Source organism: Burkholderia sp. AW49-1, from assembly GCF_053427845.1.
On sequence record NZ_JBSAXF010000001.1, the window covers coordinates 247816 to 273789 of the forward strand.

The window sequence follows — 25974 nt, forward strand, 5'->3', positions numbered from 1 at the left end:
CCGGCATCGCGTAACCGGTAGCAGCAGGCCGGCGCGTCGTGCGCCGGCCGTTTCCATTTGACGCGCCGCTTTCACGCGGCGCCCGACTTTCGACCCACAGCATGACAGCTCGTCCCGCGTTCCCGTCTCCCGACGCATCCGGCGCCGCCGCGCTGCGTTCCCCTGCCCGCGCAGTGCGCCGCGCGGCGTTCGCGATCGGCGCGGCTGTGCTCGGCTACGGCGCCTTCGCGATCGCGTTTCCGGCACGCACGCCGGCGGCGATCGGCGACGTCGTCGCCGACTGGACGGGCGCGAATCCGCATCCGGTCGTGTTGCAGCGCCCGGCCGCTCAGCCGCTCTCTGCCGTCGCGCAGCTCGGGCGCGCGCTGTTCGCCGATCCGTCGCTGTCGGCATCCGGCAAGCAGTCGTGCGCGTCGTGCCACAGCCCCGACCATGCGTACGGGCCGCCCAACGGGCTCGACGTGCAGCCGGGCGGTCTCGCGATGACGCAGCAGGGCTACCGCCCGCCGCCGTCGCTGATGTATCTGTATCGTCAGCCGAATTTCAGCATCGGCCCCGATGCGGGCGAAAACGACGCCGCGCCGAGCGTCGCGCAGCAGGCGGCATCGGCGGCCGGGGTCGTCAAGGCGCAAAAGGTGGCCGGCGCGTCGGCCGCGCCGCAGCTCGTGCCGCAGGGCGGGATGTTCTGGGACGGCCGCGCCGATACGCTGCAGCAGCAGGCGTTCGGGCCGCTGCTGAATCCGGTCGAGATGGCGAATGCGGGCATCGACGACGTCGCGCGCAAGCTCGCGCAGTCGTCGCATCGCGCGCAGTTCGAGCAGTTGTTCGGCGCGCGCGTATTCTCCAGCCCGCAGCTTCTGGTGTCGGAGGCGATGTTCGCGATCGCGCGCTATCAGGTCGAGGATCCGTCGTTCCATCCGTACGACAGCAAGTACGACCGCTGGCTCGAAGGCCGTGCGCGCTTGACTCAGGCCGAATTGCGCGGGCTGCGGCTCTTCAACGATCCGGACAAGGCGAATTGCGCGGGATGCCATCTGTCGAAGCCCGGCAAGGACGGCTTGCCGCCGATGTTTACCGACTACCAGTACGAAGCGCTCGGCGCGCCGCGCAACACGGCGCTCGCGCAGAACCGTAACCCGGCGTTCCACGATCTCGGCGTGTGCGGGCCGTTCCGCGAGGATCTCAAGGACCAGACGCAGTACTGCGCGATGTTCCTCACGCCGACGCTGCGCAACGCGGCGACGCGCCACGTGTTCTTCCACAACGGCGTGTTCCATACGCTCGACCAGGTGATGGCGTTCTACAACGAGCGCAGCATCTCGCCGCAAAAGTTCTATTCGCGCGGCGCGGACGGCAAGGTCGACGAATATGACGACATTCCGCCGAAGTACCGCGCGAACGTCGACGTGACCGATGCGCCGTTCGACCGCAAACCCGGCGACAAACCCGCGATGACCGTGCAGGACATCAAGGATATCGAAGCGTTTCTCGGCACGCTGACCGACGCGCCGGCACGCTGAGCATCGGCGGTCCGCCGCGCGTCGTCAGCGGCGCGCGCGGATGCAGAGGAAGGCCGGAGCCAGCGACAGCTCCGCATGGAGCCGCTCGGACACGGCCTTCATCGCCGGCAGCGGCGTCGGTTCGACGAATCGCTCGAGCCGCCAGCCGGCGTCGGCGAGCGCGTTCAGGATGTCGGCAAGCGGCCGGCGCCACGCTTCGACATAGGGCTTCGGTTCGCCGAAACCCGACCAGTGGAAGCCGAAACGGCTCGTCTCGAAGTACGTGGCGTCCCCGCGTGTGCGCTCGTCCATCCAGTCGCGCATCGGGTGCGCCATCGAGAACACCAGCGGCGCGCCTGGCCGCGCGACACGCCTGAATTCACGCAACGTCGGCGCGAGATCGCGCACGTAGTCGAGTGCGAGCGAACACAGGATCGCGTCGAACGTGTGGTCGGGCAGCCAGTCGAGCGGCGCCGCGAGATCACCCTCGGCGACGTCGACCGCGAGCCCCGCGCAGCGCGCGCTCGCGAGCGCGACCATCTCGGGCGTGATGTCGAACGCATGAACGGTCGCACCGTGGCGCGCGAGGTGCTCGCTGCAGATGCCGGGCCCGCAGCCGGCGTCGAGCACCGTCAGGCCGTCGACGTCGCCGAGCAACGCCATCGTCGCCGGGCGCTCGTAGAGCGCGTTGTGCGCCTTGGTCGGCGCGATGTCCGCGTAGCGTTGCGCGAAGCTCGCATACACGCGGCGTGCGGATGGTTCGTTCGGATCGGTCATGCGGCATCCGGCGGCGGGAATCGGTGGCTCGATTCTGCACGATCGGCGTGCTGCTGGCGACGTTCGAGGTGCCGATCACTCATGAAAGGCTGCGAGCTGACCGCACCTTGCCACACCGGTGGCGAGCGGGACATGCTGCAGCTCGTGCAGCGGCAGCGGCCGAGACCGGCGCCTGGCGCTTGCGCGGAAGCCGGGAAACGGGAAACGGCAAGGATTGCGACGGCGCGAGCTGGCTACCGCGCGGTCGTCGCCGACGTGCCGATGGTTGCGGTGGCATCCATCCGCCGCTCCGCCAGTTGCTGCGCGAATCGATACGCAACGAGCGAGCCGGCCACGGCCAGCAGCATCGGCACCAGGCTGTCGTGATTCACACGCGTGAACTCGAGCAGCAGCACGACGGCCGTGATCGGCATCTGCATCGACGCGGCAAGGGACGCGGTCGCGCCGATCAGCGCGCATCCGCCGATCGACGCGCCTGGCCACACGAGACTCCACACCCCGCCTAGCACGACGCCCAGCAGCGCGCCGTTCGCGAGCCCCGGCGTCAGGAGCCCGCCCTCCGCCCCCGCGCGCAGGCTGCCCGCCTCGATCAGCACCTTCAGCACAAGCAGCGTCGCCGCGAGGCCGATCGTCAGCGTGCCGTCGAACCCCAGTGAAGCCGGCCCCTTGCCGTTGCCGAGCAGCTGCGGAAACCACATCGCGAGCACGCCGATGACCGCGAAGTTGACCAGCGCGAGCGCAGGGAGCAGGCGACCCTTCGGCGCATCCGCCCGCGCGCGAGTCGTGAGCCGCACGAAGCCGTAGGCGGCAAAACCGAACAGCGGCCCGCAGACGATCGACCACGCGACCAGCGGCGCGCTCAGCGCGAACGCAGGCACCGTGTACTGATGTTCGTTGCCGAGCCCGATCCATGCGACGGCCGCCGCGATCGCCGAGGTGACGACGGCCACCACCAGCGCGCGCAGTTCGAACGTGCCGAGCAGCACCTCGAGCACAAACACGGCACCCCCGAGCGGCACGTTGTAGACGGCCGCGAGGCCGGCGCCCGCGCCGCACGCGACCATCAGCCGGCAATCGGCGGGCGTGAGCCCCGCGCGATGCGCGAGCCGCCCGGCCAGCAGCGCACCGATCTCGCGCGGCGCGACTTCGCGGCCGAGCGGTGAACCGAGCGCGACGGTGACGATCTGGAGCAACGCATGCACCGTCGTGCTGACGAACGGCATCTGCGGATCGGCGGCGCGAACGGCCCGGCGGATGCTGACGAGCGGTTGGCCGGACCGGTAAAGCGCCCACCAGCCGCCGCCCGCGACGAGCCCGCAGACGACCAGCACCGCGAGCCGGCGCAGCGGCTCCGCGCCGGTCACGCCCGCGAGGAAGCTCTCGGTCCCGACGACGCGCGCCAGGCTGTAGCCGTAGGCCACATGCTGGATCGCGTGCAGCAGCAGCGCGAGCAGCATCCCGCCGACGCCCGCGCCGATGCCGGTCAGGACCGTGACCGCAGCCATCCGCGCGAGCGGGCTGGCCGACGGCGAAGAAGAAGCGGGAGCGGACGCGAGATCGAGGCGCATGAGGGGGGCGAACGAGAATCGACAAGACGGCGCGCACCATGCACGCCGCCGTCAGGACGGAATCGTAGGCTTCGGCCTCTCATGAGACAAACGTATTTTTCTGATCAACTCATGTATTTTCAGAATGCTCGACCGGCGGCGACCCATGGCGGTGCGCGCCGCCGCCACCCCGATCGCATTACTCCGGATACGTGATGCGCTCCGGCTCCCGCCGCATGATCACCTTCCCGTGGCGCACCGACAGCGTGGCTTTCGCCTGCCGGCGCACAGCTTCGTAGTCGCTGTCCGCGTCGAGCACGACCAGATTCGCCGGCCGTCCGACCGCGATCCCGTAGCCGTCGCCGAGATGCATCGTCGTCGCGCCGTGATCGGTCACGAAGTCGAGGCAGCGCTGCAGGTCCTGGTAGCCCATCATGTGGCAGATGTGCAGCCCGGCGTCGAGCACGCGCAGAATGTTGCCGTTGCCGAGCGGATACCACGGATCCTTGATCGAATCCTGTCCGAAGCACACGTTCAGGCCCGCGCGGTCGAGTTCCGCGACGCGCGTGACGCCGCGCCGCTTCGGAAACGTGTCGAAGCGCCCCTGCAAATGGATGCTCTCGGTCGGGCACGACACGAAGTTCAGGCCCGCGCGCTTGAGCAGCCGGAACAGCTTCGAGCAGTACGCGTTGTCGTACGACCCCATCGCGGTCGTGTGGCTCGCCGTCACGCGCGCGCCCATCCCGCGCACGCGCGCTTCTTCTGCCAGCACTTCCAGAAAGCGCGACTGCGGATCGTCGGTCTCGTCGCAGTGCACGTCGACGAGGCAGCCGGTGCGTTCTGCCAGTTCCATCAGGAAGCGGATCGAGCTGACGCCCTGCTCGCGCGTGTTCTCGAAATGCGGAATGCCGCCGACGACGTCCGCGCCGAGCGCGATCGCCTGCTCCATCAGCGCGCGGCCGCCATCGAACGACTCGATGCCTTCCTGCGGAAACGCGACGATCTGCAGATCGATCAGCCCGCGCGCCTCGTCCTTCACTTCGAGCATCGCCTTCAGCGCGGCCAGCGTCGGATCGGTGACGTCGACATGGGTGCGCACGTGCTGGATGCCGTGATCGCGCAGCATGCCGATCGCCGCATGCGCGCGCGTCTTCGTATCCGCGTGCGTGATGGTCGCCTTGCGCTCGGACCAGCGCTCGATTCCCTCGAACAGCGTGCCGCTCATGTTCCAGGCCGGCTCGCCGGCCGTGAGCACCGCGTCGAGATGGATGTGCGGTTCGACGAGCGGAGCAATCGCGAGCCGGCCGCCCGCATCGCCATCGCCGGCGCCGACAGAGGCCACCGGCGCGGCTTGCGCGTCGATCCGGGCGATCCTGTCGCCGTCGATGCCGATCGTGAACAGCCCGTCGCGACCGCGCAGGCGTGCATTGAAGAGGTTCATGTGGGTCCAGGCGTCATGCGGCGCCCGCGCGCCGCGTGGTGGGGAAAACCGGCTCCGGCGATGCGTGCCGCGCTTAGTTGAAATCCTCGATCGTCAGGCCGGTGGCCGCGCTCATCTCGTCGTTCGTCACGTCGCGCACGTGCTTGCCGAACGTCCACACATGCCGGCCGGGATCGCGCGCGCGATACATGCGATCGCCGTAGAACTGGTCGGCCGGCGCCTGCAGGATCTCCGCGCCGGCCGCACGTGCGCGCTCGCAGTGCGCGTCGATGTCCGCGTCGTCGGGAAGGTGCACGTGGACGTGCTGCGTGTTGCGATCGCCGATGTCTTCCGGCGACGCGATGAAGTCGGCCCATGCGCCGCCGATCATGACGAGGCCGTCGCCGAACTTCATTTCGGCATGCGCGATGTCGCCTTCCGGTGTGGTGACGACGATCGAGCGCTCGAAACCGAATGCGCGTTCGAGCCATGCCAGCGCGGCTTTCGGGTTGCGGTAGCACAGCGCGGAACTGAACGACGGACGGCGAGGCGTGGTCATCGGATGTCTCCGGATCTCGGCATGGGTCCGCTCATTCTCCACGCGCGCGGCGCGGCAATCAACTCCCGCACCGGTGACGCCCGTGTTGCCAATGCGCGACACGACGAACGCCGTTGGCCCGCATCTCGCGTCTCGCCGTCGACGCAAACTCACGCCATCCGGCCTCCGCATCGATTTGTGAACGCCATGTGACGCACTCTTGCGCAACTCGCAACGGTGCGCTCGCGCGCCGGCGGCCGCAATCGCGCGACCCCGCCCCTACACTGGCGCCGATCTTTAGTCACTCGTCCCACACGCAGGAGCAGTTACATGAACAAAACCCTGATTGCCGCAGCATCCGCCACCGCGCTGTTCGCCCCGCTCGCGCATGCACAGAGCTCGGTCACGCTGTATGGCCTGATCGATGCCGGCATCGCGTACACGAACAACGCGGGCGGCGCATCTCTGTGGCGCATGACCAGCGGCACCGTCAACGGCAGCCGCTTCGGCCTGCGCGGCACGGAAGATCTCGGCGGTGGCCTGAAGGCGCTGTTCGTCCTCGAGAACGGCTTCAACGCGAACAACGGCGCGCTCGGCCAGGACGGCAAGCTGTTCGGCCGCCACGCGTACGTCGGCCTGACCAGCAGCGGTTACGGCACGCTGACCCTCGGCCGCCAGTACGACACGATGGTCGACTTCGTCGCGCCGCTGTCCGCGACGGCCGGCGACTTCGGCGATACCGGCTTCGCGCACCCGTTCGACAACGACAACCTGAACCACTCGGTGCGCATCAACAACGCGGTGAAGTACACGAGCGACACGATCGCGGGCTTCAAGGTCGGCGCGCTGTACGGCTTCTCGAACTCGACGAACTTCGCCGGCAACCGTGCGTACAGCGTCGCGGCGAGCTACACGAACGGCCCGCTGAAGCTGGCCGGCGCTTACCTGCAGATGAACGGCACGAAGGGCTCGACGAGCGCGAGCCCGGGCGCGACGGACGTGGCCGAAGCGAAGAGCGTGAGCCAGGGCGGCTGGTCGGTGGGCGCGGACCGCATGCGCAGCTACGGCGGCGGCGTCAGCTACGTGTTCGGTCCGGCGACGGTCGGCTTCGTCTATACGCGCTCGCAGTACGACAACTCGGGCTCGTTCGGTTCCACGGGCCAGGTCGCGTTCAACAACTACGACGTGAACGTGCGCTATGCGGTGACGCCGGCCGTCAGCCTCGGCGCCGCATACGTGTACACGGACGCCAGCGTGTCGAACCCGGACAGCAAGCACGGCACCGATCCGAAGTGGCATCAGGTCGACCTGCAGGCGGTGTACAAGCTGTCGCGCCGCACCGACCTGTATGCGGAAGCGATGTATCAACACGCGTCGGGCCGCGGCTACCAGGCGTTCATCAACACGTCGGGCGGCGCATCGACCACCGCGAACCAGATCGTCGGCACGATCGGCATGCGCACGCGCTTCTGAGTTCAGCGCCGCAGGACGGCACGTCGCCCGCCAGCAGCGAACCTGTCTCGACGGACGGGTTCGCGCACGCGGGCGACGTGCGTCAATGTTGTTCCATCTGGAAATCTGCTTGCCTGGAATCGGGGTTTTTGCGCCCGTGTGCGCTGCATAGACTGGCATCAATGGTTCGGATCACACATCGATCACCGGACCGGCCTCACACCCCGCCTACAGGAGAACATCGTGAAATCGCTCGTCGCTACCGCCGCCGCTGCCGTCCTGCTTGCCGCACCGGCCTTGTCGTTCGCTCAGTCCACCAAGTCGCCCGTCACGCGCGCGCAGGTGCTGCAGGAGCTCTACGACCTCGAATCGGTCGGCTACAACCCGTCGCTCGGCGATGCCGGCAACTATCCGGACGACATCATGGCCGCGCAGGAACGCCTGGCGGCGAAACGGCTCGCCGAGCGCAAGGCCGCGCATGCCGCATATGGCCCGGCCGGTGCGGGCGCAACCGAATCGGGCGTGGCCGTCAAGCCCGCGCTCTGAATGCATGACGCCACGGCGCGCCCGCATGACATGTGTCCTGCGGGCGCGGCGGCGATCGCGCGAAGCGGTCCGTGACGACGGATGCAGCCGGACCGCGTGCCGTCGGGCACGCGGTCATCTTTTTACGTAGTCGCGTATTCGCACTCAGGCGGCCTGCGGCTCCCGCTCGATCGCGTTCAGCATCTCGACGTCGTGCGCAATCATCCCCGGCACCTGCGCACGCAGCATCTCGACCCAGGTGCGCACCTTCGCGTCGACGAAGCGGCGCGACGGATACAGCGCATACACGTTCATCTTCTGCAGGATGTGACCGGGCAGGACCCGTACGAGCGTGCCGTCCTGCAACGCATCGATCGCCGCGTACAGCGGCAGCATGCCGATCCCGATGCCGTCGCGAATCGCGAGCGCGAGCGACTCGGCCGTGTTGGTCTGCACCGGCCCCGCGACATGGATCTGCTCGACGCCCTCGGCGCCTTCGAGCACCCATTCGTGGGTCGGAAACGCCGGCGTGCAAAGCGTCAGGCACGCATGCGCGCCGAGATCCTGCGGCCGCGCCGGCGCGCCGTGGCGCTTCACATACTCCGGCGACGCGCACAGGATGCTGAAGGTCGAGCCGAGCAGATGCGACACGAGCTCCGAATCGGGCAGCGACGACGCGGTCACGACCGCCATGTCGCTCGTGCCGTCGAACAGGTCGGGCATGCGCTGCGACAGCGACAGCTCGATCGATACGTCCGGATATTGCGTGTGATAACGCGTGAGCGCGGGCATCACGTAGTGATGGCCGACACTCGCGAAGCTGTGCATGCGCAGCACGCCAGCCGGGCGCTCGTGCGCGCAGCTCGCCTCTTCCTCGGCACGATCGACGTCTGCGAGGATCTGGCGGCAGCGCCGCAGATAATTTTCGCCGGCCGACGTCAGCGCGAGGCGGCGCGTCGAGCGATTCATCAGACGGGTGCGCAGACGCGCCTCGAGTTCCGACACCGCGCGCGACATCGCGCCCGTCGTCGAATTCAGCGATTGCGCGGCCGCGGTGAAACTGCCCGTCTCGACGACGCGCGTAAACACCCGCATGTTTTGTAGGGTATCCATTCGTGTGAGCCACCTGTAGCGGAGCCGCTATTTTCCTCCAGCGCGTGCGACAGATTGTTACGCGCCCTGCAACTATCGTTTCCCTGCAGCTGCGTTAATGCCCGCGCGCCGCACTCCTACAATCGGCGCCTCATCAGTCGAACGGACCCGCCCGGACGCGCCGCGACACCGCACGCGCCCCTCTCTTTCTTCATGAAGCCACAACCTGCGATCGAGCCATCTTCCATCGAACCGGCACGATGGAGAGCCTGGCTCGATCCGCTCGGCGGCGCCGCGCGCGACTGGGCCTCGAGCGACGGCCTGATCTGGCTGCATCTCGCCAAAACGGTGCTCGCCGCGCTGCTCGCGATGGGGATCGCGATGCGGCTCGAGATGTCGCAGCCGCGCACGGCGATGACGACCGTGTTCGTGCTGATGCAACCGCTGTCGGGGATGGTGTTCGCGAAGAGCTTCTACCGCGTGCTCGGCACTGCGGCCGGCCTCGTCGGCGCGCTCGCACTCGGCGGGCTGTTCGCGCAGCAGCCGGAGCTGTACATGGCCGGCATCACGCTGTGGATCGGCGGCTGCATCGCGCTCGCGGTCCGCAACCGCCATTTCCGCTGGTACGGATTCGTGCTCGCCGGCTACACGGCCGCGCTGATCGGCCTGCCCGCGGTGATGACGCCACAGACGCTGTTCCAGTCCGCGCTCACACGCGCCGCGGAAGTCGCGCTCGGCATCGCGTGCTCCGGCGCGGTCAGCGCGTTGATTCTTCCACTCAGCTCCGCGAAGGCGCTGATGCGCTCGCTGACCGCCCGTCATGTGAAGTTCGCGGCATTCGCGGCCGGCGCGCTGTCGGGCGACCTCGCACGCGGCGATTTCGAGCGGCGCTTCGCCGATTTCGTCGACGAGATCGTCGGCTTCGAGGCCAACCGCGCGTTCGCGTCGTTCGAGGATCCGCACATACGCGCGCGCAGCCGCCGGCTCGCGCGCCTGAACAGCGAGTTCATGAATGCATGCACGCGCCTGCATGCGCTGCACCAGCTCGTCAAACGCTTGCGCGCGAACCGGTCCGGCGCGGTGCTCGACGCGCTCGCGCCGCACATCGATGCGCTCGCGCAGCGGGTGACCGCGTTGCGCGACGAGCGGCAGCGCGGGATCGCGTCGACCACCGGCGCGCTGCTCGAACTGCGCCGCTTTCACGGCGCGCTGCCGAAGGCCGCGCGCGCGTCGCGCCGCGAGATCGAGGATCACGCGGCCGGCGGCCTGCTCGACTTCGACACCGCGATCGAGCTGATGTATCGCTTCATCGGCGAGTATCTCGGCTATGCCGACACCAACGCGTCGCTCGACCGAGACGATCATGCGTTCGAACGCTCGGTCACGTACTACGCGGTGAAGACCAATTCGTTCTTCGTCGGTTTCACGTTCCTGCGCACGCTGGTCGCCGTCGGTGCGATGAGCGCGTTCTGGATCGCTTCCGAATGGCCGAGCGGCTCGCTCGCCGTCATCGCCACCGCGATCGCGTGCGCGCTGAGCTCGACGTCGCCGCGTGCGCCGAAGTTCGTCGCACAGATGGGCGTCGGCGCGGCGTTCGCGACGGCCGTCGGCTATGTGTTCCTGTGTTACGTCTATCCGAACATCGACGGCTTTCCGCTGCTGTGCGCAGCGCTCGCGCCGGTGCTCGGCCTCGGCGCGTTTCTCGCGATGCGTCCGGGCCTGTCCGGCTACGGGATCGGCTTCGCGGTGTTCTTCTGCCTGCTCGCCGGCCCCGACAACGCGATCGCGTATACGCCCGAGGTGCTGATCAACAACGGTTTCGCCATCGTCGTCGCGATGCTTGCGTGCTCGATCGTGTTCGCCGTGGTGTTTCCGACCCACATGCCGTGGCTCACGTCGCGCATCGCGCACGACCTGCGCCGCCAGGTCACGCTCGCTTGCGAAGGCACGCGCGACGGCCTCGCCGCACGCTTCCAGTCGAGCACGCACGACCTGATGGCGCAGTTGCGCACGCTGCTGGTCAAGCGCACGCGGCAGCATCGCGACGCGCTGCGCTGGATGCTGTCGACGCTCGAGGTCGGCCATGCGGTGATCGACCTGCGCGACGAGCTGCACGGATTCTGCGAATCGAAACCGCCGCAGACCCTGCACTGGACCGCATCGATCGATGCGGTGCTGCACGAGCTGCCGCGCTTCTTCGACGATCCGACGACGGGCCACCATGCGCGCACGCTGAAATCGGTGAATCTGGCGATCCGCGCCGCCCAGCACACGCTGCACGCGTGGTACGCGGTGCCCGACGAACGCCGCCGCATGCAGCGCATCGTCGGCTGCCTGCACTTCATCCGCAGCGCGCTGCTGGACAAGGACGCACCGTTCAATCGCCATCGTCACTGAACGTCGACGAGGGGGCGGCGGCGATCGATGCGCGCGCAACGTCATCCTTGTTCCGATTGGAAATAAGCTCTGCACCCGCGGTGATTAATCTCTAAGCAGTGCGAGCCTATAGTTTCCTCACTGCCAGCGAGACTGGCACTGACCAGGAGAAACCCAAATGAAGCCGCTGCACCTCGCCCTCGTTGCCCTGTCGCTCACCGCCGCTGTCGCGCATGCCCAGCCCGCGCCGGCCGACGCCGCGCAGCAACCGGCGAACCGCGCCGAAGCCGTCCAGGCCGCGGGCCGCGTCGATCGTGCGCAATCGAAGCAGGAAGACCCGAACGCATGCGTCGGCCCCGTCAGCTTCTGCAACGTCTACTTCGGCAGCTGAGCATGACGCCGCGTCGCCACGGCCAGGCCCGCCGCGCACGCATCGCACGCATCGCATGCGCGCGCGCACGACGCGCCGGCCGATCGCCGCAACGACACTGTCCGCCACGCCGCTTCGATTGAAGCGGCGCATGCCGTTTCAGGCGCCGCGCCCCGGCCGCCACCCCACTTCGCGCAACGCATCCAGCAAACGCGCCTGCCCCAGCCCTTCGACCCGCGCGCCGCGCGATTCGACGTCGCTTCCCGCGACCAGCGCATTCACGATCGCTTCCTCCACCGCTTCCGCCGCCGCGACGAACAGCGCGGAGATATGGTCGTTGTTCACCATCTTCACGGCCGTCGTCGGCGCACCCTTGCTGCCGTAGTTCGCGGCCGGCAGCCCGTCGTTGCCCGTCGCGAACGCCAGGAAGATGTCGCCGCTCGAATCCTCGGTGCCGCCGCCGACGCGGGCCAACCCGACGCTCGCCCGCTGCGCGAGGCGCGTGCACTGATGCGGCAGCAGCGGCGCGTCGGTCGCGATCGTGACGACGATCGAACCCATCCCGGCCTCGCCTCGTGCATCGGGCGCGCGAAACGGCGAATGCACGTGCCGCAACACCTCGCCGACCGGATAACCGGCCACGCGCAGCATCTCGCGCACGCCGTAGTTCGCCTGCACGAGCGCGCCGACGGTCCAGCCGCCCGAGTCGGCCACGACCACGCGCGACGCGGTGCCGATGCCGCCCTTGAACTCGTGGCAGATCATCCCGGTGCCGCCGCCCACGCCGCCTTCGGCGACCGGCCCCGACCGCGCGGCGGCCAGCGCGTGCTGCACGTGCGCGGCGCTCACATGCTGCCCCCAGATGTCGTTGAGCAGGCCGTCGTAGGTTTCCATCACGACCGGCATGCACCAGTACACGCGGCCGGCCGCCGCTTCGCGTTCGTTCGCGACCAGCGCATCGCGCACCGCGCCGACGCTGTGCGTGTTCGTATAGGCGATCGGGGTCGTCAGCAGGCCGGCTTCGCGGATCCATTCGAGCCCGGTCGCGTCGCCGTTGCCGTTCAGCACATGGACGCCTGCGAAGCACGGCGAATCGTGCGCGGCGCCCGCGCGCGGCTCGATGACCGTGACGCCGGTGCGGATCGACGCATCGCCGTTCTCGACGTTCAGCGTGCAATGTCCGACCCGCACGCCCGGTACGTCCGTGATCGCGTTGAAGCGGCCCGGCGTGCCGAGTCCGATGCGGATGCCGAGATCCCTCGTGCGCATGATGCAATTCCTCCGTCTTTCGATGATTCGGTGTTCGATATGGTCAGAGCGAGCGGAACGCATCGCTGTGGCGCGCCCAGACCGCATACATGACGAGCGCGGCCACCAGCAGCCCGCCGATGATGATCAGGTCGGTCGGCTTGGTCGCCGTCGCCAGTGTCGTGTAGAGCGTGTACGCGGCGCCCGCGACCGCGACGAGCGGCGTCACGGGCCACAGCGGCATCCGGTAGTGATGCTCGACGTCGCGCCGCACGAGCCGGCTCGCCAGCGCGGCCAGCCCGACGACGAGGTAGATCAGCAGCAGCAAGTCGACCGTAAACGCGGTCAGCTCGTCGAGGCTCGACACGAACACCAGCCCCGACGACGGCACCGCCAGCGCGAACGTCGCGAGCCACGGCGACTCGAAGCGCGGATGGATCGTCGAGAACGCGCGGTTGCAGGTGCGCGACCAGAGCGCATGTCGGCCGCTGCTGTACAGCAGGCGCCCCATCGTGATCACGATCGCGATGATCGCGTTGAACACCGACAGGAAGATCCCGCCGCTGACCACGCGCGACACCGCCGGGTTGCTCAGCGAACGCACGACATAGCCGATCGGGTCGGCGCTCTTCGTCAGCTCCGTCAGCGACGGCGCGCCGAGCACGATCGCGGTGAGCGGAATCAGCTCGACGACGAGGATCACCAGCAGCGAATAGATCACCGCCTTCGCGACGTTGCGGTTGCCGCCGCGCAGGTCTTCCGCGAGGTACGCGGCGGAGCCGAAGCCGTTGTAGCAGAAGATCGCCGTGCCGATCGCGGGCACGATCGCCGCGAGCGTGGCCGGCACCAGCGCATTGCCGCTCGCGACGACCGGCGCGGTCAGCGCGTCGGCGCCGCGATGCGGGGAGCCGAAGCCGAGCCCCGCGATCAGCATCAGCACGCCGATCTCGATGACGAGGAACGCGCCCGTGATCCACGCATTCGTCTTGATGTTCAGCATCCCGAGCACGTAACTGAGCAGGACGATCGTGAGCGCGACCGACTGGTTGCCGAAGTGCGTGCCGAGCGCGTTGTTCAGGTACGGCGCGGCGCCGCTCGCGAGCACGGCCGGGATGAACACGCTGACGGACAGCACCGTGATGAACGTCAGGTACCCGGGCAGCGTGCCGAACACGCGCTTGGCCATCACGTATTCGCCGCCCGCGCTGCGATGCGCGGCACTGAGCTCCGCGTAGCAGAGCGCGAACGCGAGCGCGAGCACGCCGCCGAGCAGGAACGACAGCACCGCGCCGCTGCCGGCCTGCTGGATCGCGAACGGCGCGATCACGAAGATCGAGCTTGCGGGCGTCACGCCCGACACGGTGATCATCACCGCGTCGCGCACGCTGAGCGTCTGCGACAGCGCGCGCGGCGCGTCTTCCGTGGCAGGCGTCGCTTGCAGCGTGCCCGTCGATTCCGACATCATCGCCATTTCGTTCTCCTGTTGCTCCTACCCTGCACTTTTTTGAACACCCATACTCGGGCCCGATTGATTGCGTGGCAGTCTAGGAAGCCAAATTCAGGACCGCTATTCCCCCTTCGTGTTACACCCTTCGGTGGTGGTATGGATCGACTCTTCTCCGAAATCGCGATGCACCAGGCGCTTGGCCGCGCGATCGATCATCTGGGCCAGCCGCGCTTCTGGCGCTTCCTGGTGCTGCTGCTCAACGAAATGGTGCCGTTCGACAACGCGCTCGCGACCGCGATCGGCCGCGACGGCGTGCCGCTCGTGCTCGACGAATACGACACGGGCGGCTCCGACAGCGCGTCGCCGGTGCCGCTTTACCTCAATGGGTTATATCTGCTCGACCCGTTCCTGCAAGCGGCGCACGACGGGCTCGCCGACGGCTGCTACCGGCTCGAGGAAGTCGCGCCCGACCTGTTCCGGCAGAGCGAGTATTTCCTGAGCTACTTCCGCGATGCGGTCGGCGACGACGAAATCCAGATCCTGCTGCGGCCGAACCCCGACTTGCTGCTGTCGTTGTCGCTCGGCGGGTCGGCGCGCTTCGACGTCGAGCCGCTCGGCAAGCTGACGACCGCGATGCCGTGGGTGCTCGCGACGATCCGGCAGCACTGGCGGCTGGTGGGCGATGCCGCGCGCGCGACGCCCGACGACGATCTAGGCGCGCGCGTCGAGCAGGCGCTCGCGCGCTTCGGCGCGGGCGTGCTGACCGATCGCGAGATGTCGATCGCAAGAATGGTGCTGCGCGGCAATTCGTCGAAGGCGATCGCGGAGCGGCTGGCGATTTCACCCGAGACGGTGAAGGTGCATCGGCGCCATCTTTACGCGAAGCTCGGGATTTCGTCGCAGCCGGAGCTGTTTTCGCGGTTCATTCAGGCGTTGGGGGAGGATGCGGCGGGCTGAGCGCGACGCCGCCGCGTCACGACGGTCCGACCGCCGCCCGCCGTGTCGGTGCGATCGCCAGGTGCAGCGCGCGCTCGGGCCGCAGCGTCACGTTCAGCGTCGCGCGCGGCGCCGTCATGCCGCGCGGCACGGACAATTCATGACGCTGCAGGATCATGGCCGCCACCACCGTCATTTCCGTCATCGCCAGATGCTGCCCGAGGCATACGCGCGGCCCCGTGCCGAACGGCAGGTACGCGCCGCGCGGAATCGCCGGTGCGTCGTCGGCGAAGCGCTCGGGCCGGAATGCGTGCGGTTCCGGAAACCACCGCGCGTCGTGATGCATCAGCTGAATCGGCAGCATGAACAGCGTTCGCGCCGGAAACTGCCATGCGCCCAGCGCGACCGGCCGCGATGCGCGACGGCTGATCAGGATCGGTGCCGCCGGATACAGGCGCATCGTTTCCTCGAGCGTCTGCGTCAGATAGCGCAATGCGGCGCGCGTGTCGGCGGTCGGCGCACGGCCGCCCAGCACGCGCACGACTTCGTCGCGCGCGGCGGCCTGCGCGGCCGGATTCGCGGCCATGTTCCACGCCCACCAGGTCAGCGTGGCCGCGGCCGTCTCGTGACCGGCCAGGAAGGCCGTCATGCACTCGTCGTGCACGGCTTGCAGCGGCCAGGCGCACACGTCGGCGCGGTGCAGCCGCAACAGGCGCGACAGCAGATCGTCCGGCCAGCCGTGCTCCGGCATGTCCAGACGCGCATGCAGTTGGCGGTCGATCAATCCGTTCAGCACCGCCAGCGCCCTCGCCTTGCCGCGCTTCCACGGCATCCAGTCCGGCGCGCTGGCCGGCTGGTAGAACTCGGCGTTCGCGGCCGCGCTGACCGTGCGCACGGCTACCTCGGCCACGCGCGCGTCCGCGCCGATCGCATCCGAGAACATCGTGCGCATGATCACGTCCATCGCGAGCGACGTCAGCGCACTTTCGATCGGCCAGTGCGCGTCGTGCGCGGGCCATTGCGCGAGCGCATGACCGGTCGTCGCGGCGATCGACGGTATGAATGCCTGCACCGGTTTCGGCATGAAGCTCGGCTGCAGCGCGTGCCGTTTGTCGCGCCATGCGTCGCCCTCGGCAATCAGCACGCTGTGCCCGTGAACCTGCGAGAACACGCGGATGCCGCGCTCCCAGCGCACGAACGCATCGTGATGCGTGACCAGCAACGCGCGCACGAGCGCCGGATCGGTCACGACCACCGCATGTTCGGGCCACATGCGCAGGTGCACGACGTCGCCATGCGCGCGCTGCCAGCCCGCGAGCGCGCCGGTCAGGTCGCGCGACATCGCACGCAGCAGCCGCCACCCCGTCAGGCCGGCACGCGGCCCCGGCGGCCATACGCCGGGCGGGTGAAGCGCGGGCGCCGCATCGGCGGCGTCCGCATGAAACGGGCATCGGGAAGAGGATCGTGTGTTCATGCGCCGGATTGTCCGGATCGACGCGTTGCCGGTCTTGAACGCAAACGACATCGACACGTTCGGCGCCGGTCCCTATACTCCGGCGTCATGCCCTTCGGTCCGTCTCCGACATTGCCGCCGTGTCCCGATCCGCTCGCGCGTGCGCCGCGCGTGCTGTGCGACGGCCGGTCGCCGCCCACCCGGCTGTATCAGCCGCCGGCTGCGCTGCAAGGCGCGGTCGTCGCGATCATCACGCGCGACACGCGCGGCTTCACGTTGAGCGACGCGCAGCGGCTCACGCATTTCCCTGCGTCGCCGCTCGTCTGCCTGTCGTGGTATCGCGGCCTCGACGTCGGGCTCGTCCGGCGCACCGGCGACGGCTCAGTATGGCGGCCGTTCGGCGCATCGGCTACGTTGTCGGGCACCCAGTCGACGCCGGTCGCGAGCTGGGCGCCGACGAGCGGACAAGGCGGCATCGTCTGCCTGCATGCCGATGCGGCACGCGCGCTGTTCGGCGTCGCGTTGCCGGTGATCCACGACACGTTCGTCGACGCGCATGCATGTCTCGACGACAGCTGGCGGCCGCTGCTCGACGCGCTCGCCGATGCCGAACATGACGACGACGCGCTGGCCGCGCTCGACCGCCACCTCGCGCCGCGCTGGCATGCGCTGCGCGGCAGCGTGTCGCCGTTGTCGTCGCTGCGCGATGCCGGGCGCAGCTGGGTCGGGCGTCTCGCGTCGAAAGCACGCGAATGGCGGCACACCCACAGCCCGCGTCAGGTCGAACGGCGCATCAAGTCGTACAGCGGCCGCTCGTTGCGCGACTGGCAAACGCTGGTGCGCACCGAAGGCGTGTTCTTCGCCGCGCGCGACCGGCAGGACGCCGGGCAGCCGGTCGACTGGGCCACGCTCGCGCTGGACGAGGGATTCGCCGACCAGGCACACCTGAGCCGCGCGACGCGGCGCATCACGGGCTTCTCGCCGACCGAGTTCGTACGACGCTTCGCCGAGGACGAATCGTTCTGGCTGTACCGGCTCTGGGTGTGACGGCCCGCTGCCCGTCACGCGTCAGCCGCCCGATTCGATGAACCCGCCCTCCGGCGCCTGATGCGGCACATACCAGCCGAAGTACACCTCGGCCTCGACGATCCTGCCATCGCGGACACGCAGCCGCTCCGCATTCCGGAACCGCCTGCCGGCAGTCGTGTCGGCCTCGTACACCACGAACACGTATTCGCCGTGCACGGCGACGTCGACGAACTCGAAACCGGCGAGCATCGCGCTGTTCGGCCAGCAGCGCGCCAGATACGCGTCGCGGTCGAGCCGGTTGTCGAGCGGGCTCGTGAAATGGAAGTCCGGTGCGATCAGCGCTTCGATCGCGTCGCGGTCCTTGTCGACATACGCGCGATAGCTGGCACGCGCAACGTCACCGGGGTCGTCCGTCATCGTCGTTACCTCCGCGAAGGTCGGGCCGACGCGACAGCCCGCGTCGCCCCGAGGCATCGATCAAACGCTTGCGGGCGACACGTACGATCACGACCGCCCCCCGCAGGCAGCGTTGCGCGCACGCCCGGCTCGATGCCATTCACGAAAACCCGCACCGGGCGATCGCCGCAACCGCCCGCGCGCGCCGCGCCACGCTTTCCGCCGCGAGCGCCGATGCGGCGGTTGCCCGTTTCCGCACGCACGGGCATGATGTCCGCCAGCGTGCCGGCCGGGCCATCGACTTCGGCGGTCGTCGGCGCCGCGATCGGCCTGGCGCTCATGCGCCGCGCCCGGCATCACCGAGCAATCCGCGTGCCGGCCCCGGCCGCCCACCTCACGAGTCCATGTCACTACGCGCATTCCGAACGCTGGTCGCGATCGCCCGATACCGGACCTTCGCGCGCGCCGGCGAAGCGATCGGGCTCACGCAATCGGCCGTGAGCCTGCAGATCAAGACGCTCGAAAGCGAATACAACGTCCGGCTGTTCGACCGTTCGCGCCGCCAGCCGGTACTCACCGAAGCCGGCAACATCCTCGTCGCGCAGGCCGAGCAGGTGCTCGCGATGGTCGACCGGATTCCCGATGCGCTCAGCGACGAGAAGAAGCTCGTCGGCCGCCTGCGGATCGGCGCGATCCAGACCGCGCTGTCCGGCCCGCTGCCCGACGCGCTGCTCGCGCTGCGCGCCACACACCCGTCGTTGCGCGTGCACGTCTCGGCCGGCATGTCGGCCGAACTGGCGAACCGCGTCGCGGCCGGCGAACTCGACGCCGCGATTACGACGCGCCCGGTGCGCCCGCATCCGGCGGAGCTGACGTGGACCACGCTGTACGAAGACCGCTTCTGGCTGCTCGCGCCGCCGCAGCATGCCGAGCGTGACGCGGGCACGCTGCTCGAGGCGTTGCCGTTCATCCGCTTCGACGCGCAGGCGTGGGCCGGCCGGATGATCGCCGCCGAGTTGCGCCGCATCGGCGTGCGCGTACGCGAGGAGATGGTGCTCGACAGCGCGGAGACGATCGCGCGGATGGTCGCGCGCGGGCTTGGAGCCGCAATCGTCGCGCTCCCCGACTCGACGCTCGCGCGGCTGCCGCCCGTCACGCGCTTGCCGTTCGGCCAGCCGCAGATGGGCCGCGAGGTCGTGCTGCTCGAACATCAGTCACGGCCGGCCGAGCGTTTCGCGCGTGCGCTGGCCGCCGAAGTCACCACGTCATCGATGAGAATTTCTCATTGAACGCCCGATAATTAACCATTATTCCTGCTGCATCCGCGTGTTAACTTGGGGGCATCGTCACTCTTTCGATTGCGTGCCGCCATGTTGCCCGCCGGATGGATTCCCGCTTCGTTCCGCCGCTCCTCGCGCCTGCCGTCCGGCCCGTGTCGCCTGAAGGCGCGTCGATGATCGGCCCGATCCTGCTCGCGCTCGCGCCGGTCGCGCTGCTGGTCGCGCTCGGCCACGGCCTCCGGCGCACGGGCTTCATCGGCGATGCGTTCTGGCCGCACGCCGAGCGGCTCTGCTACTACGTGCTGCTGCCCGCGCTGTTCGCGAACGGCCTCGCGAATGCGCGGCTGCAGGCACTGCCCGTCTTGCCGCTCGCGGCGGCGCTGGTCGGTTCGACCGTGCTCGTCGCGGCGCTTCTGCTGCTGGTCCGCCGCTTCGTTTCGGTCGACGGCGCCGGGTTCACGTCGGTGTTCCAGGGCGCGGTACGCTTCAACAACTATGTCGGCACCGCACTCGCCGCCGGACTCTTCGGCGCGCACGGAATCGCGCTCGCGGCCGTGTGCGTCGCGGCGATCGTGCCGACCGTGAACCTGATGTGCGTGCTGGTGTTCGCGCGCTACGGCGACACGCGGCTCGGCGCGTGGGCGCTCGTGCGGCAGATCCTGTCGAATCCGCTGGTCGTCGGGTGCGCGCTGGGGATCGCGATGCAGGCCGCCGGCATCGCGTTTCCCGCCGCCGTCGAACCGGCCGTGCGCGCGCTCGGCGCCGCCTCGATGCCGCTCGGCCTGCTGTGCGTGGGCGCGGCGCTGAAGTTCGACGCGGCGCGCGAATGGATGCAGCCGATGTGCATCGCGTCGGCGTTCAAGTTCATGGCGATGCCGCTCGCCACGCTCGCGGCGGGACGCCTGTTGGGGCTCGGCGATGCCGCGCTGACCATCGCGCTGCTGTTCCAGGCGCTGCCGACATCGTCCTCGTCGTACATCATGGCCCGCCAGCTCGGCGGCGACGCGCCGCTGATGGCCGGCATCACCGCGTTCCAGACGATCGCCGCCGCGCTCGCGATGCCGGCCGTGCTGACTGCGCTCGCGTCGGCGCCGGTGTTTCGCTGACAGCCCGGCACCGCGGCGCGTCGCTATCCGTCGTGAAAGCGCGCAGCCGGGGCGCGTTCGACCCGCGAAGGTTCGGGGACGGATGCCGAATCCCGCCGCACGCGCGCAACCGCCGCGTCGTTGCGCGAGACACACGCATCGCCGATGCGCCCCCCGTTCTTCTCGCAGCCCCGCCAAAAACCGCCTATGGTGAATGAAGCGGGTCCGTGCCTCCGCCATTCGACTTCACGTCGCTCGCACCGGCGGCCACGGCGCCGCGTTCCGGCACCATTCCCCGCAGTCGCGCGCACGCCCGGCCATGCGTGCGGCTGCGCCGCCCACCGGACCACAAGGAGGTAATCATGAAAGCCGTGCTGCTCGTCAGCTCCGCCGTGCTCGCCATGGCGTCCGTTTCGGCCTCGGCTCAAGGCTCGATCACCAAGGTCGAAAACGGCGCGCTCGTCGCGGCGAACGGCATGACCGTCTACGCATTCGACAAGGACAAGCCCAACGCCGGCACCAGCGCCTGCACGGGCCAATGCGAATCGGTCTGGCCGCCTTACAAGGCCAGCGCGACCGACGTCCCGGTCGGCCCCTACACGATCGTCAAGCGCGACGACGGCAGCCCGCAATGGGCCTACAAGGGCAAGCCGCTGTATTTCTTCGCGAAGGACATGAAACAGGGCGACCGCAACGGCGACAACTTCAAGAACATGTGGCACGTGGTCGCGCCGTAAGCTTGCCTTCCCCGACTTGAGTGTCGGCACGGCCGCCGCAAGTGTGAAAAGGCCCGCCCCGGTCGTCGACCGGGGCGGGCCTGTGCGTCTTTACGCCGGCCGCATGGCGTCACGTCGCGGCCGGATCGCGCGTCAACGGTTCGACGGGAAGCTGAACACCGTCCCTTCGCGCACGCCGGCCGACGGCCAGCGCTGCGTGATCGTCTTGCGCTTGGTGTAGAAGCGCACCGCATCCGGGCCGTACGCGTGCAGGTCGCCGAACAGCGAGCGCTTCCAGCCGCCGAACGAGTGATACGCGACGGGCACCGGCAGCGGCACGTTGATGCCGACCATGCCGATCTGGATGTTGTCGCTGAAGTAGCGCGCCGCTTCGCCGTCGCGCGTGAACAGGCACGTGCCGTTGCCGTATTCGTGCGCGTCGATCAGCGCCATCGCCTCGTCGAGCGACTTCAGGCGGATCACGCCGAGCACCGGCCCGAAGATCTCGTGCTGATAGACCGGCATGCCGGGCTTCACGTTGTCGAACAGGCACGGGCCGAGGTAGTAGCCGCCGTCGTGGCCGTCGACCTTCACGCCGCGGCCGTCGACGACGAGCGTCGCGCCCGCTTCCACGCCCGCGTCGACGAAGCCCGTCACCTTCTCGAAATGCTGCTTCGTGACGAGCGGCCCCATGTCGACGCCCGCACCGTTGCCCGGTCCGACCTTCATCTTCGCGATCTCGGCCTTCAGGCCGTCGATCACCTTGTCGCCCGTTTCATCGCCGATCGCGACGACCAGCGGAATCGCCATGCAGCGCTCGCCGCACGAGCCGTACGCGGCGCCCATCAGCGCGTTCACCGCGTTGCCGATGTCGGCGTCGGGCATCACGACCGCGAAGTTCTTCGCGCCGCCGAGCGCCTGCACGCGCTTGCCGTGCGCGCAGCCGGTCGCGTAGATGTATTCGGCGATCGGCGTCGAGCCGACGAAGCTCACCGCCTTCACGCGCGGGTCGGTCAGGATCGTATCGACCGCTTCCTTGTCGCCGTTCACGACGTTCAGCACGCCCGGCGGCAGGCCGGCCTCGAGCGCCAGCTCGGCCATGCGCAGCGTCGACGACGGCGTGCGCTCCGACGGCTTCAGCACGAACGTGTTGCCGCACGCGACGGCCATCGGCCACATCCACAGCGGCACCATCACCGGGAAGTTGAACGGCGTGATGCCGGCCGCGACGCCGAGCGCCTGGAATTCGCTCCACGAATCGATCGCGGGGCCGACGTTCTTGCTGTGCTCGCCCTTCAGCAGCTCGGGCACGTAGGTCGCGTATTCGACGTTCTCGATCCCGCGCTGCAATTCGCCCATCGCGTCGGCGAGCACCTTGCCGTGCTCGGCGGTGATCAGCGCGCACAGCTCGTCCGCATGCTCCTCGAGCAGCGTCTTGAAGCGGCTCATCACCCGCGCGCGCTTCAGCGGCGGCGTGTTGCGCCATGCCGGGAACGCGGCCTGCGCGGACGCGATCGCGGCTTCGACGGTCAGCTTGTCGGCGAGCGCGACGCTCTTGTGCGATTCGCCGGTGGCCGGGTCGAACACCGGCTGGACGCGGCTGCCGCCGTCGACGCGCTTGCCGTCGATCAGATGGCCGACGGTGGAGGTCACATTGCTGTCGTGTTTCATGTTTCTGGCTCTGTCGTGAATTCGGATGTCGCGCGGCACGGGCCGCGCTCAGTTCACTTCGTTCAGCGCGTCGGACAGCGCGTTCACGAGGTTGTCGATCTCGCGCTTCTCCGAGATGAACGGCGGCGCGAGCTGGATCGTGTCGCCGCCGTAGCGCACGTAGAAACCCTTCGCCCAGCAGCGCATCGCGATCTCGTACGGGCGCCGTGCCGGCTCGCCCGGCAGCGCCGCGATCGTCAGGCCCGCCGCCAGCCCATAGTTGCGGATGTCCGTGATATGGCGCTGGCCCTTCAGCCCGTGCACGGCCGCCTCGAAATGCGGCGCGAGATCGCGCACGCGGGCCACCGCGTCTTCCTTCACCAGCAGGTCGAGCGCCGCGACGCCGGCCGCGCATGCGACCGGATGCGCCGAATACGTGTAGCCGTGCGGGAACTCGAGCATGTACTCGGGGCCGCCGGCGGCCATGAACGTGTCGTAGATTTCCTTCGTCGCGATCACGCCGCCGAGCGGCTGCACGCCGTTGGTCACCTGTTTCGCGAAGTTCATGATGTCCGGCACCACGCCGAACGCGTCGGCGCCCGTCATCGCGCCGGCACGGCCGAAGCCCGTGATGACTTCGTCGAAGATCAGCAGGATGTCGTGCGCGGTGCAGATGTCGCGCAGGCGCTTCAGATAGCCCTTCGGCGGCACGACCACGCCCGCCGAACCCGAGAACGGCTCGACGATCACGGCCGCGATGTTCGATGCGTCGTGCAGCGCGATCAGGTCGAGCAGGCGGTCGGCCAGGTCGGCGCCGTGCTCGGGCATGCCGCGCGAAAACTTGTTCTCGGCCAGTTGCGTGTGTGGCAGGAAGTCGGCGTCGATGCCCTGGCCGAACAGCTTGCGGTTCGGCCCAATCCCGCCGACCGAGATGCCGCCGAAGTTCACGCCGTGATAGCCCTTCTCGCGGCCGATCAGGCGCGTCTTCGTGCCCTTGCCCTTGGCGCGCCAGTACGCGCGGGCCATCTTCAGCGACGTGTCGGCCGCTTCCGAGCCCGAGCCCGTGAAGAATACGTAGTCGAGGCCGGCCGGCGTCAGGTCCTTGATCTTGTTTGCCAGCTCGAACGACTTCGGATGACCGAACTGGAACGCCGGCGCGTAGTCGAGCTGCGCGACCTGGCGGCTCACGGCTTCCGTGATTTCCGTGCGGCCGTGACCGAGGCCCGTGCACCACAGGCCCGACAGGCCGTCGAAGATCTTGCGGCCTTCGCCATCCGTGAAATACGCGTCCTTGGCGGACACGATCATGCGCGGATCGGACTTGAACTGGCGGTTCGCCGTGAACGGCATCCAGTGGGCGTCGAGCCAGGCGGCGTCGGTGCGGAAGTTCGTCTCGCCCTGCTGGATGGCGGTGATCGTGTCGGTCATGTCGGTCGGCGCGGCGCGCCCCTCCTTCTTGTGATGATGTTGCGCATTGTCGGGAGGCCAATTAGTCTCTTCAATATCGCAATATCAATGTTCACTTGCGCAACTATGCAAGCAAAGAAACCGAAGAGCCGCGCGCTGCTCGGGCAGCTCAGCGACATGGATCTGCGGCTGCTGCGGGTCTTCAAGGGCGTCGTGCAGTGCGGCGGGATGGCGGCGGCCGAACTCGAGCTGAATATCGGCATCTCGACGATCAGTCGGCACGTGAAGGATCTGGAAACGCGCCTCGGCCTCGTGCTGTGCCGGCGCGGCCGCGCGGGCTTCACGTTGACCGCCGAGGGGCAGACCGTGTACGAGGAAACCTTGCGGCTGCTCGCGTCGATGGAGGCATTTCGCAGCAGGATCGACGGCATTCACGACAAGATGGGCGGAGAACTGCACGTCGCCGTATTCGACAAGACCGCCACCAACCCGAACGCGCGACTCGGCGACGCGATCCGCCAGTTCACGGACGAAGCGCCCGACGTCGCGCTGAACCTGCATGTCGCGTCGATCAACGAGGTCGAGCGCGGGATCATCGACGGCAGCTATCAGGTCGGGATCATCCCCGCGCACCGCAGCTCGGGCAGCCTCGTATATTCCGAATTGTTCGACGAGCGGATGCTGCTGTACTGCGGCCGCCAGCACCCACTCTTTGACGCGCCGCACGGCAAGCTCACGTGGACGACGATCCGCAACCACGCGTTCGCCGGCCTCGGCTTCCATTCGCCGAACATGGAGCTGAGCCATCGCGCGAAGCTCACGCGCAGCGCGACGGCATCGGACCAGGAATCGATCGCGACGCTGATCCTGTCCGGCCGCTATCTCGGCTTCCTGCCCGACCATTACGCGGAGAGCTTCGAAAACAAGGGGCTGATGCAGCCGATCGCGCCGCACCGCTTCAACTATCGGTGCCGGTTCGTGAGCCTGCTGCGGCGCTCGCCGCGACCGACGCGCGCGGCGCTGCTGTTCCAGTCGTGCCTCGATGCGGCACATGCGGTGGCATGGCCGGGCGACGACGGCAGCGCCGCGTAGCCGCGTTCCGGTTTCGCGGGCGGCACCGTCCGACCAGAGGCTGCGGCCCGATCCGGCTCTGCGATAATGCGCACTTCCCGTTTCCGCTCGCCTCCCGCCATGACGCAGCCGTCCGCCCCGCTCCCGACCGACCTGCCGCCGATTTCGTGCCTGCCCGGCGACGCGCTGCCATGGCTGCCGATGAGCGCCGACCTGCCGGGGCTCGCGATCAAGTATCTGCATATCAATGCGGCGGAAGACACGCTGACCGCGCTGCTGAAGATGCCGGCCGGCGGCACGCTGCCGCGCCATCGCCACGATGGCGAGGTCTTCGTCCATACGCTGCAGGGTGCATGGCGCTACCGCGAATACGAGTGGATCGCGCAGGCCGGCTCGACGGTGCTCGAACCGGCCGGATCGGTGCATACGCCGGAAACGCTCGGCGCGCCCGGCGACGACGTGATTACGCTCAACGTGATGCGCGGCGACCTGGTGCTGCTCGACGACGACGGCCGCGAGACCGCGCGCGAGAATTGCCGCGTCGCGCTGCTGCGCCAGCGCAAGCATGCGCGCACCGCGCCGCACGATGCGGCGCCGTTTGTCACACGGTAATCACGCGGTAATCACGCGGGCAAGACAGGCGACATCGTCGCGTCACGA

General features: G+C 68.6%; 23 protein-coding genes. 12 read left to right on the forward strand and 11 right to left on the reverse strand.

Features of this window, described 5'->3' with window-relative positions; genetic code table 11:
* The first annotated feature begins 101 nt into the window (after positions 1–101).
* Positions 102–1520 carry a cytochrome-c peroxidase gene (locus ACV22W_RS01045; protein ID WP_448017338.1) on the forward strand — a complete coding sequence of 473 codons (1419 nt, stop codon included), beginning with the start codon at positions 102–104 and terminating at the stop codon, positions 1518–1520.
* A 24-nt stretch (positions 1521–1544) separates the two neighbouring features.
* Here the strand turns inward: ACV22W_RS01045 and ACV22W_RS01050 are convergent, their stop codons facing one another.
* The 4 genes from ACV22W_RS01050 to ACV22W_RS01065 all read right to left on the reverse strand — a co-directional run bounded on the left by ACV22W_RS01050 (position 1545) and on the right by ACV22W_RS01065 (position 5802).
* On the reverse strand, positions 1545–2276 hold the full coding sequence (locus ACV22W_RS01050) for a class I SAM-dependent methyltransferase (protein WP_448017339.1): 732 nt from the start codon (positions 2274–2276) through the stop codon (positions 1545–1547).
* A 233-nt stretch (positions 2277–2509) separates the two neighbouring features.
* Positions 2510–3844, reverse strand: coding sequence for a chloride channel protein (locus ACV22W_RS01055; protein WP_448017340.1), 1335 nt, complete (start codon positions 3842–3844; stop codon positions 2510–2512).
* Between the two features lie 178 nt (positions 3845–4022).
* Positions 4023–5264 (reverse strand): cytosine deaminase, encoded by a 1242-nt coding sequence (gene codA / locus ACV22W_RS01060; RefSeq protein WP_448017341.1) that lies wholly within the window; start codon positions 5262–5264, stop codon positions 4023–4025.
* Between the two features lie 73 nt (positions 5265–5337).
* Positions 5338–5802: a VOC family protein gene (locus ACV22W_RS01065; RefSeq protein WP_223959037.1), complete on the reverse strand. Its 465-nt coding sequence runs from the start codon at positions 5800–5802 to the stop codon at positions 5338–5340.
* Between the two features lie 309 nt (positions 5803–6111).
* Between ACV22W_RS01065 and ACV22W_RS01070 the strand changes: the two genes are divergently transcribed.
* Both ACV22W_RS01070 and ACV22W_RS01075 read left to right on the forward strand, forming a co-directional pair.
* Positions 6112–7254 (forward strand): porin, encoded by a 1143-nt coding sequence (locus ACV22W_RS01070; RefSeq protein WP_448017342.1) that lies wholly within the window; start codon positions 6112–6114, stop codon positions 7252–7254.
* Positions 7255–7476: 222 nt separating this feature from the next.
* Positions 7477–7779: a DUF4148 domain-containing protein gene (locus ACV22W_RS01075; protein ID WP_448017343.1), complete on the forward strand. Its 303-nt coding sequence runs from the start codon at positions 7477–7479 to the stop codon at positions 7777–7779.
* A 144-nt stretch (positions 7780–7923) separates the two neighbouring features.
* Here ACV22W_RS01075 and ACV22W_RS01080 read toward each other — a convergent pair whose 3' ends face one another.
* A complete protein-coding gene (locus ACV22W_RS01080) occupies positions 7924–8871 on the reverse strand; it encodes a LysR family transcriptional regulator (protein ID WP_448017344.1) in 948 nt (315 codons plus the stop codon).
* A gap of 192 nt (positions 8872–9063) precedes the next feature.
* On the opposite strand from ACV22W_RS01080, the gene ACV22W_RS01085 reads away from it, so the two are divergent.
* Positions 9064–11247 carry an FUSC family protein gene (locus tag ACV22W_RS01085; protein ID WP_448017345.1) on the forward strand — a complete coding sequence of 728 codons (2184 nt, stop codon included), beginning with the start codon at positions 9064–9066 and terminating at the stop codon, positions 11245–11247.
* 157 nt (positions 11248–11404) lie between these two features.
* Complete coding sequence (locus ACV22W_RS01090; protein ID WP_448017346.1) at positions 11405–11617, forward strand: hypothetical protein; 213 nt, start codon at positions 11405–11407, stop codon at positions 11615–11617.
* A gap of 138 nt (positions 11618–11755) precedes the next feature.
* On the opposite strand, the gene ACV22W_RS01095 is transcribed toward ACV22W_RS01090, so the two are convergent.
* Complete coding sequence (locus ACV22W_RS01095; RefSeq protein ID WP_448017347.1) at positions 11756–12865, reverse strand: DmpA family aminopeptidase; 1110 nt, start codon at positions 12863–12865, stop codon at positions 11756–11758.
* Positions 12866–12908: 43 nt separating this feature from the next.
* Positions 12909–14315, reverse strand: a complete 1407-nt coding sequence (locus ACV22W_RS01100) for an APC family permease (protein ID WP_448017348.1) — start codon at positions 14313–14315, stop codon at positions 12909–12911.
* 132 nt (positions 14316–14447) lie between these two features.
* Here ACV22W_RS01100 and ACV22W_RS01105 point away from each other — a divergent pair, with 132 nt between their 5' ends.
* Positions 14448–15248, forward strand: a complete 801-nt coding sequence (locus ACV22W_RS01105; RefSeq protein ID WP_448017349.1) for a helix-turn-helix transcriptional regulator — start codon at positions 14448–14450, stop codon at positions 15246–15248.
* A 16-nt stretch (positions 15249–15264) separates the two neighbouring features.
* Here the strand turns inward: ACV22W_RS01105 and ACV22W_RS01110 are convergent, their stop codons facing one another.
* Complete coding sequence (locus tag ACV22W_RS01110) at positions 15265–16701, reverse strand: cytochrome P450 (RefSeq protein ID WP_448017350.1); 1437 nt, start codon at positions 16699–16701, stop codon at positions 15265–15267.
* Between the two features lie 87 nt (positions 16702–16788).
* Here ACV22W_RS01110 and ACV22W_RS01115 point away from each other — a divergent pair, with 87 nt between their 5' ends.
* Complete coding sequence (locus ACV22W_RS01115; protein WP_448017351.1) at positions 16789–17727, forward strand: helix-turn-helix domain-containing protein; 939 nt, start codon at positions 16789–16791, stop codon at positions 17725–17727.
* 21 nt (positions 17728–17748) lie between these two features.
* Here the strand turns inward: ACV22W_RS01115 and ACV22W_RS01120 are convergent, their stop codons facing one another.
* Positions 17749–18126, reverse strand: coding sequence for a nuclear transport factor 2 family protein (locus ACV22W_RS01120; protein ID WP_059525329.1), 378 nt, complete (start codon positions 18124–18126; stop codon positions 17749–17751).
* Between the two features lie 383 nt (positions 18127–18509).
* On the opposite strand from ACV22W_RS01120, the gene ACV22W_RS01125 reads away from it, so the two are divergent.
* The 3 genes from ACV22W_RS01125 to ACV22W_RS01135 all read left to right on the forward strand — a co-directional run bounded on the left by ACV22W_RS01125 (position 18510) and on the right by ACV22W_RS01135 (position 21207).
* A complete protein-coding gene (locus tag ACV22W_RS01125; protein WP_448017352.1) occupies positions 18510–19394 on the forward strand; it encodes a LysR family transcriptional regulator in 885 nt (294 codons plus the stop codon).
* A 164-nt stretch (positions 19395–19558) separates the two neighbouring features.
* Positions 19559–20491, forward strand: a complete 933-nt coding sequence (locus tag ACV22W_RS01130) for an AEC family transporter (RefSeq protein ID WP_448017353.1) — start codon at positions 19559–19561, stop codon at positions 20489–20491.
* 341 nt (positions 20492–20832) lie between these two features.
* A complete protein-coding gene (locus ACV22W_RS01135) occupies positions 20833–21207 on the forward strand; it encodes a COG4315 family predicted lipoprotein (protein WP_448017354.1) in 375 nt (124 codons plus the stop codon).
* A 132-nt stretch (positions 21208–21339) separates the two neighbouring features.
* Here the strand turns inward: ACV22W_RS01135 and ACV22W_RS01140 are convergent, their stop codons facing one another.
* Both ACV22W_RS01140 and ACV22W_RS01145 read right to left on the reverse strand, forming a co-directional pair.
* Positions 21340–22857 (reverse strand): CoA-acylating methylmalonate-semialdehyde dehydrogenase, encoded by a 1518-nt coding sequence (locus ACV22W_RS01140; protein WP_223959050.1) that lies wholly within the window; start codon positions 22855–22857, stop codon positions 21340–21342.
* Positions 22858–22905: 48 nt separating this feature from the next.
* Positions 22906–24264 carry an aminotransferase class III-fold pyridoxal phosphate-dependent enzyme gene (locus ACV22W_RS01145; RefSeq protein WP_448017355.1) on the reverse strand — a complete coding sequence of 453 codons (1359 nt, stop codon included), beginning with the start codon at positions 24262–24264 and terminating at the stop codon, positions 22906–22908.
* A gap of 105 nt (positions 24265–24369) precedes the next feature.
* On the opposite strand from ACV22W_RS01145, the gene ACV22W_RS01150 reads away from it, so the two are divergent.
* On the forward strand, positions 24370–25335 hold the full coding sequence (locus ACV22W_RS01150) for a LysR family transcriptional regulator (RefSeq protein ID WP_448017356.1): 966 nt from the start codon (positions 24370–24372) through the stop codon (positions 25333–25335).
* Between the two features lie 99 nt (positions 25336–25434).
* Positions 25435–25926, forward strand: a complete 492-nt coding sequence (locus tag ACV22W_RS01155) for a 2,4'-dihydroxyacetophenone dioxygenase family protein (RefSeq protein ID WP_059450233.1) — start codon at positions 25435–25437, stop codon at positions 25924–25926.
* The last annotated feature ends 48 nt before the right edge of the window (positions 25927–25974 follow it).

What these genes read in the sequence shown, in the direction of transcription:
- ACV22W_RS01120 (WP_059525329.1), bottom strand. Translation starts at nt 18,126, where the DNA reads ATGACGGACGACCCCGGTGACGTTGCGCGTGCCAGCTATCGCGCGTAT.
- codA (WP_448017341.1), bottom strand. Translation starts at nt 5,264, where the DNA reads ATGAACCTCTTCAATGCACGCCTGCGCGGTCGCGACGGGCTGTTCACG.
- ACV22W_RS01045 (WP_448017338.1), top strand. Translation starts at nt 102, where the DNA reads ATGACAGCTCGTCCCGCGTTCCCGTCTCCCGACGCATCCGGCGCCGCC.
- ACV22W_RS01130 (WP_448017353.1), top strand. Translation starts at nt 19,559, where the DNA reads ATGATCGGCCCGATCCTGCTCGCGCTCGCGCCGGTCGCGCTGCTGGTC.
- ACV22W_RS01095 (WP_448017347.1), bottom strand. Translation starts at nt 12,865, where the DNA reads ATGCGCACGAGGGATCTCGGCATCCGCATCGGACTCGGCACGCCGGGC.
- ACV22W_RS01125 (WP_448017352.1), top strand. Translation starts at nt 18,510, where the DNA reads ATGTCACTACGCGCATTCCGAACGCTGGTCGCGATCGCCCGATACCGG.
- ACV22W_RS01105 (WP_448017349.1), top strand. Translation starts at nt 14,448, where the DNA reads ATGGATCGACTCTTCTCCGAAATCGCGATGCACCAGGCGCTTGGCCGC.
- ACV22W_RS01135 (WP_448017354.1), top strand. Translation starts at nt 20,833, where the DNA reads ATGAAAGCCGTGCTGCTCGTCAGCTCCGCCGTGCTCGCCATGGCGTCC.
- ACV22W_RS01110 (WP_448017350.1), bottom strand. Translation starts at nt 16,701, where the DNA reads ATGAACACACGATCCTCTTCCCGATGCCCGTTTCATGCGGACGCCGCC.
- ACV22W_RS01065 (WP_223959037.1), bottom strand. Translation starts at nt 5,802, where the DNA reads ATGACCACGCCTCGCCGTCCGTCGTTCAGTTCCGCGCTGTGCTACCGC.
- ACV22W_RS01115 (WP_448017351.1), top strand. Translation starts at nt 16,789, where the DNA reads ATGCCCTTCGGTCCGTCTCCGACATTGCCGCCGTGTCCCGATCCGCTC.
- ACV22W_RS01150 (WP_448017356.1), top strand. Translation starts at nt 24,370, where the DNA reads ATGCAAGCAAAGAAACCGAAGAGCCGCGCGCTGCTCGGGCAGCTCAGC.
- ACV22W_RS01155 (WP_059450233.1), top strand. Translation starts at nt 25,435, where the DNA reads ATGACGCAGCCGTCCGCCCCGCTCCCGACCGACCTGCCGCCGATTTCG.
- ACV22W_RS01055 (WP_448017340.1), bottom strand. Translation starts at nt 3,844, where the DNA reads ATGCGCCTCGATCTCGCGTCCGCTCCCGCTTCTTCTTCGCCGTCGGCC.
- ACV22W_RS01140 (WP_223959050.1), bottom strand. Translation starts at nt 22,857, where the DNA reads ATGAAACACGACAGCAATGTGACCTCCACCGTCGGCCATCTGATCGAC.
- ACV22W_RS01070 (WP_448017342.1), top strand. Translation starts at nt 6,112, where the DNA reads ATGAACAAAACCCTGATTGCCGCAGCATCCGCCACCGCGCTGTTCGCC.
- ACV22W_RS01080 (WP_448017344.1), bottom strand. Translation starts at nt 8,871, where the DNA reads ATGGATACCCTACAAAACATGCGGGTGTTTACGCGCGTCGTCGAGACG.
- ACV22W_RS01090 (WP_448017346.1), top strand. Translation starts at nt 11,405, where the DNA reads ATGAAGCCGCTGCACCTCGCCCTCGTTGCCCTGTCGCTCACCGCCGCT.
- ACV22W_RS01100 (WP_448017348.1), bottom strand. Translation starts at nt 14,315, where the DNA reads ATGGCGATGATGTCGGAATCGACGGGCACGCTGCAAGCGACGCCTGCC.
- ACV22W_RS01085 (WP_448017345.1), top strand. Translation starts at nt 9,064, where the DNA reads ATGAAGCCACAACCTGCGATCGAGCCATCTTCCATCGAACCGGCACGA.
- ACV22W_RS01145 (WP_448017355.1), bottom strand. Translation starts at nt 24,264, where the DNA reads ATGACCGACACGATCACCGCCATCCAGCAGGGCGAGACGAACTTCCGC.
- ACV22W_RS01050 (WP_448017339.1), bottom strand. Translation starts at nt 2,276, where the DNA reads ATGACCGATCCGAACGAACCATCCGCACGCCGCGTGTATGCGAGCTTC.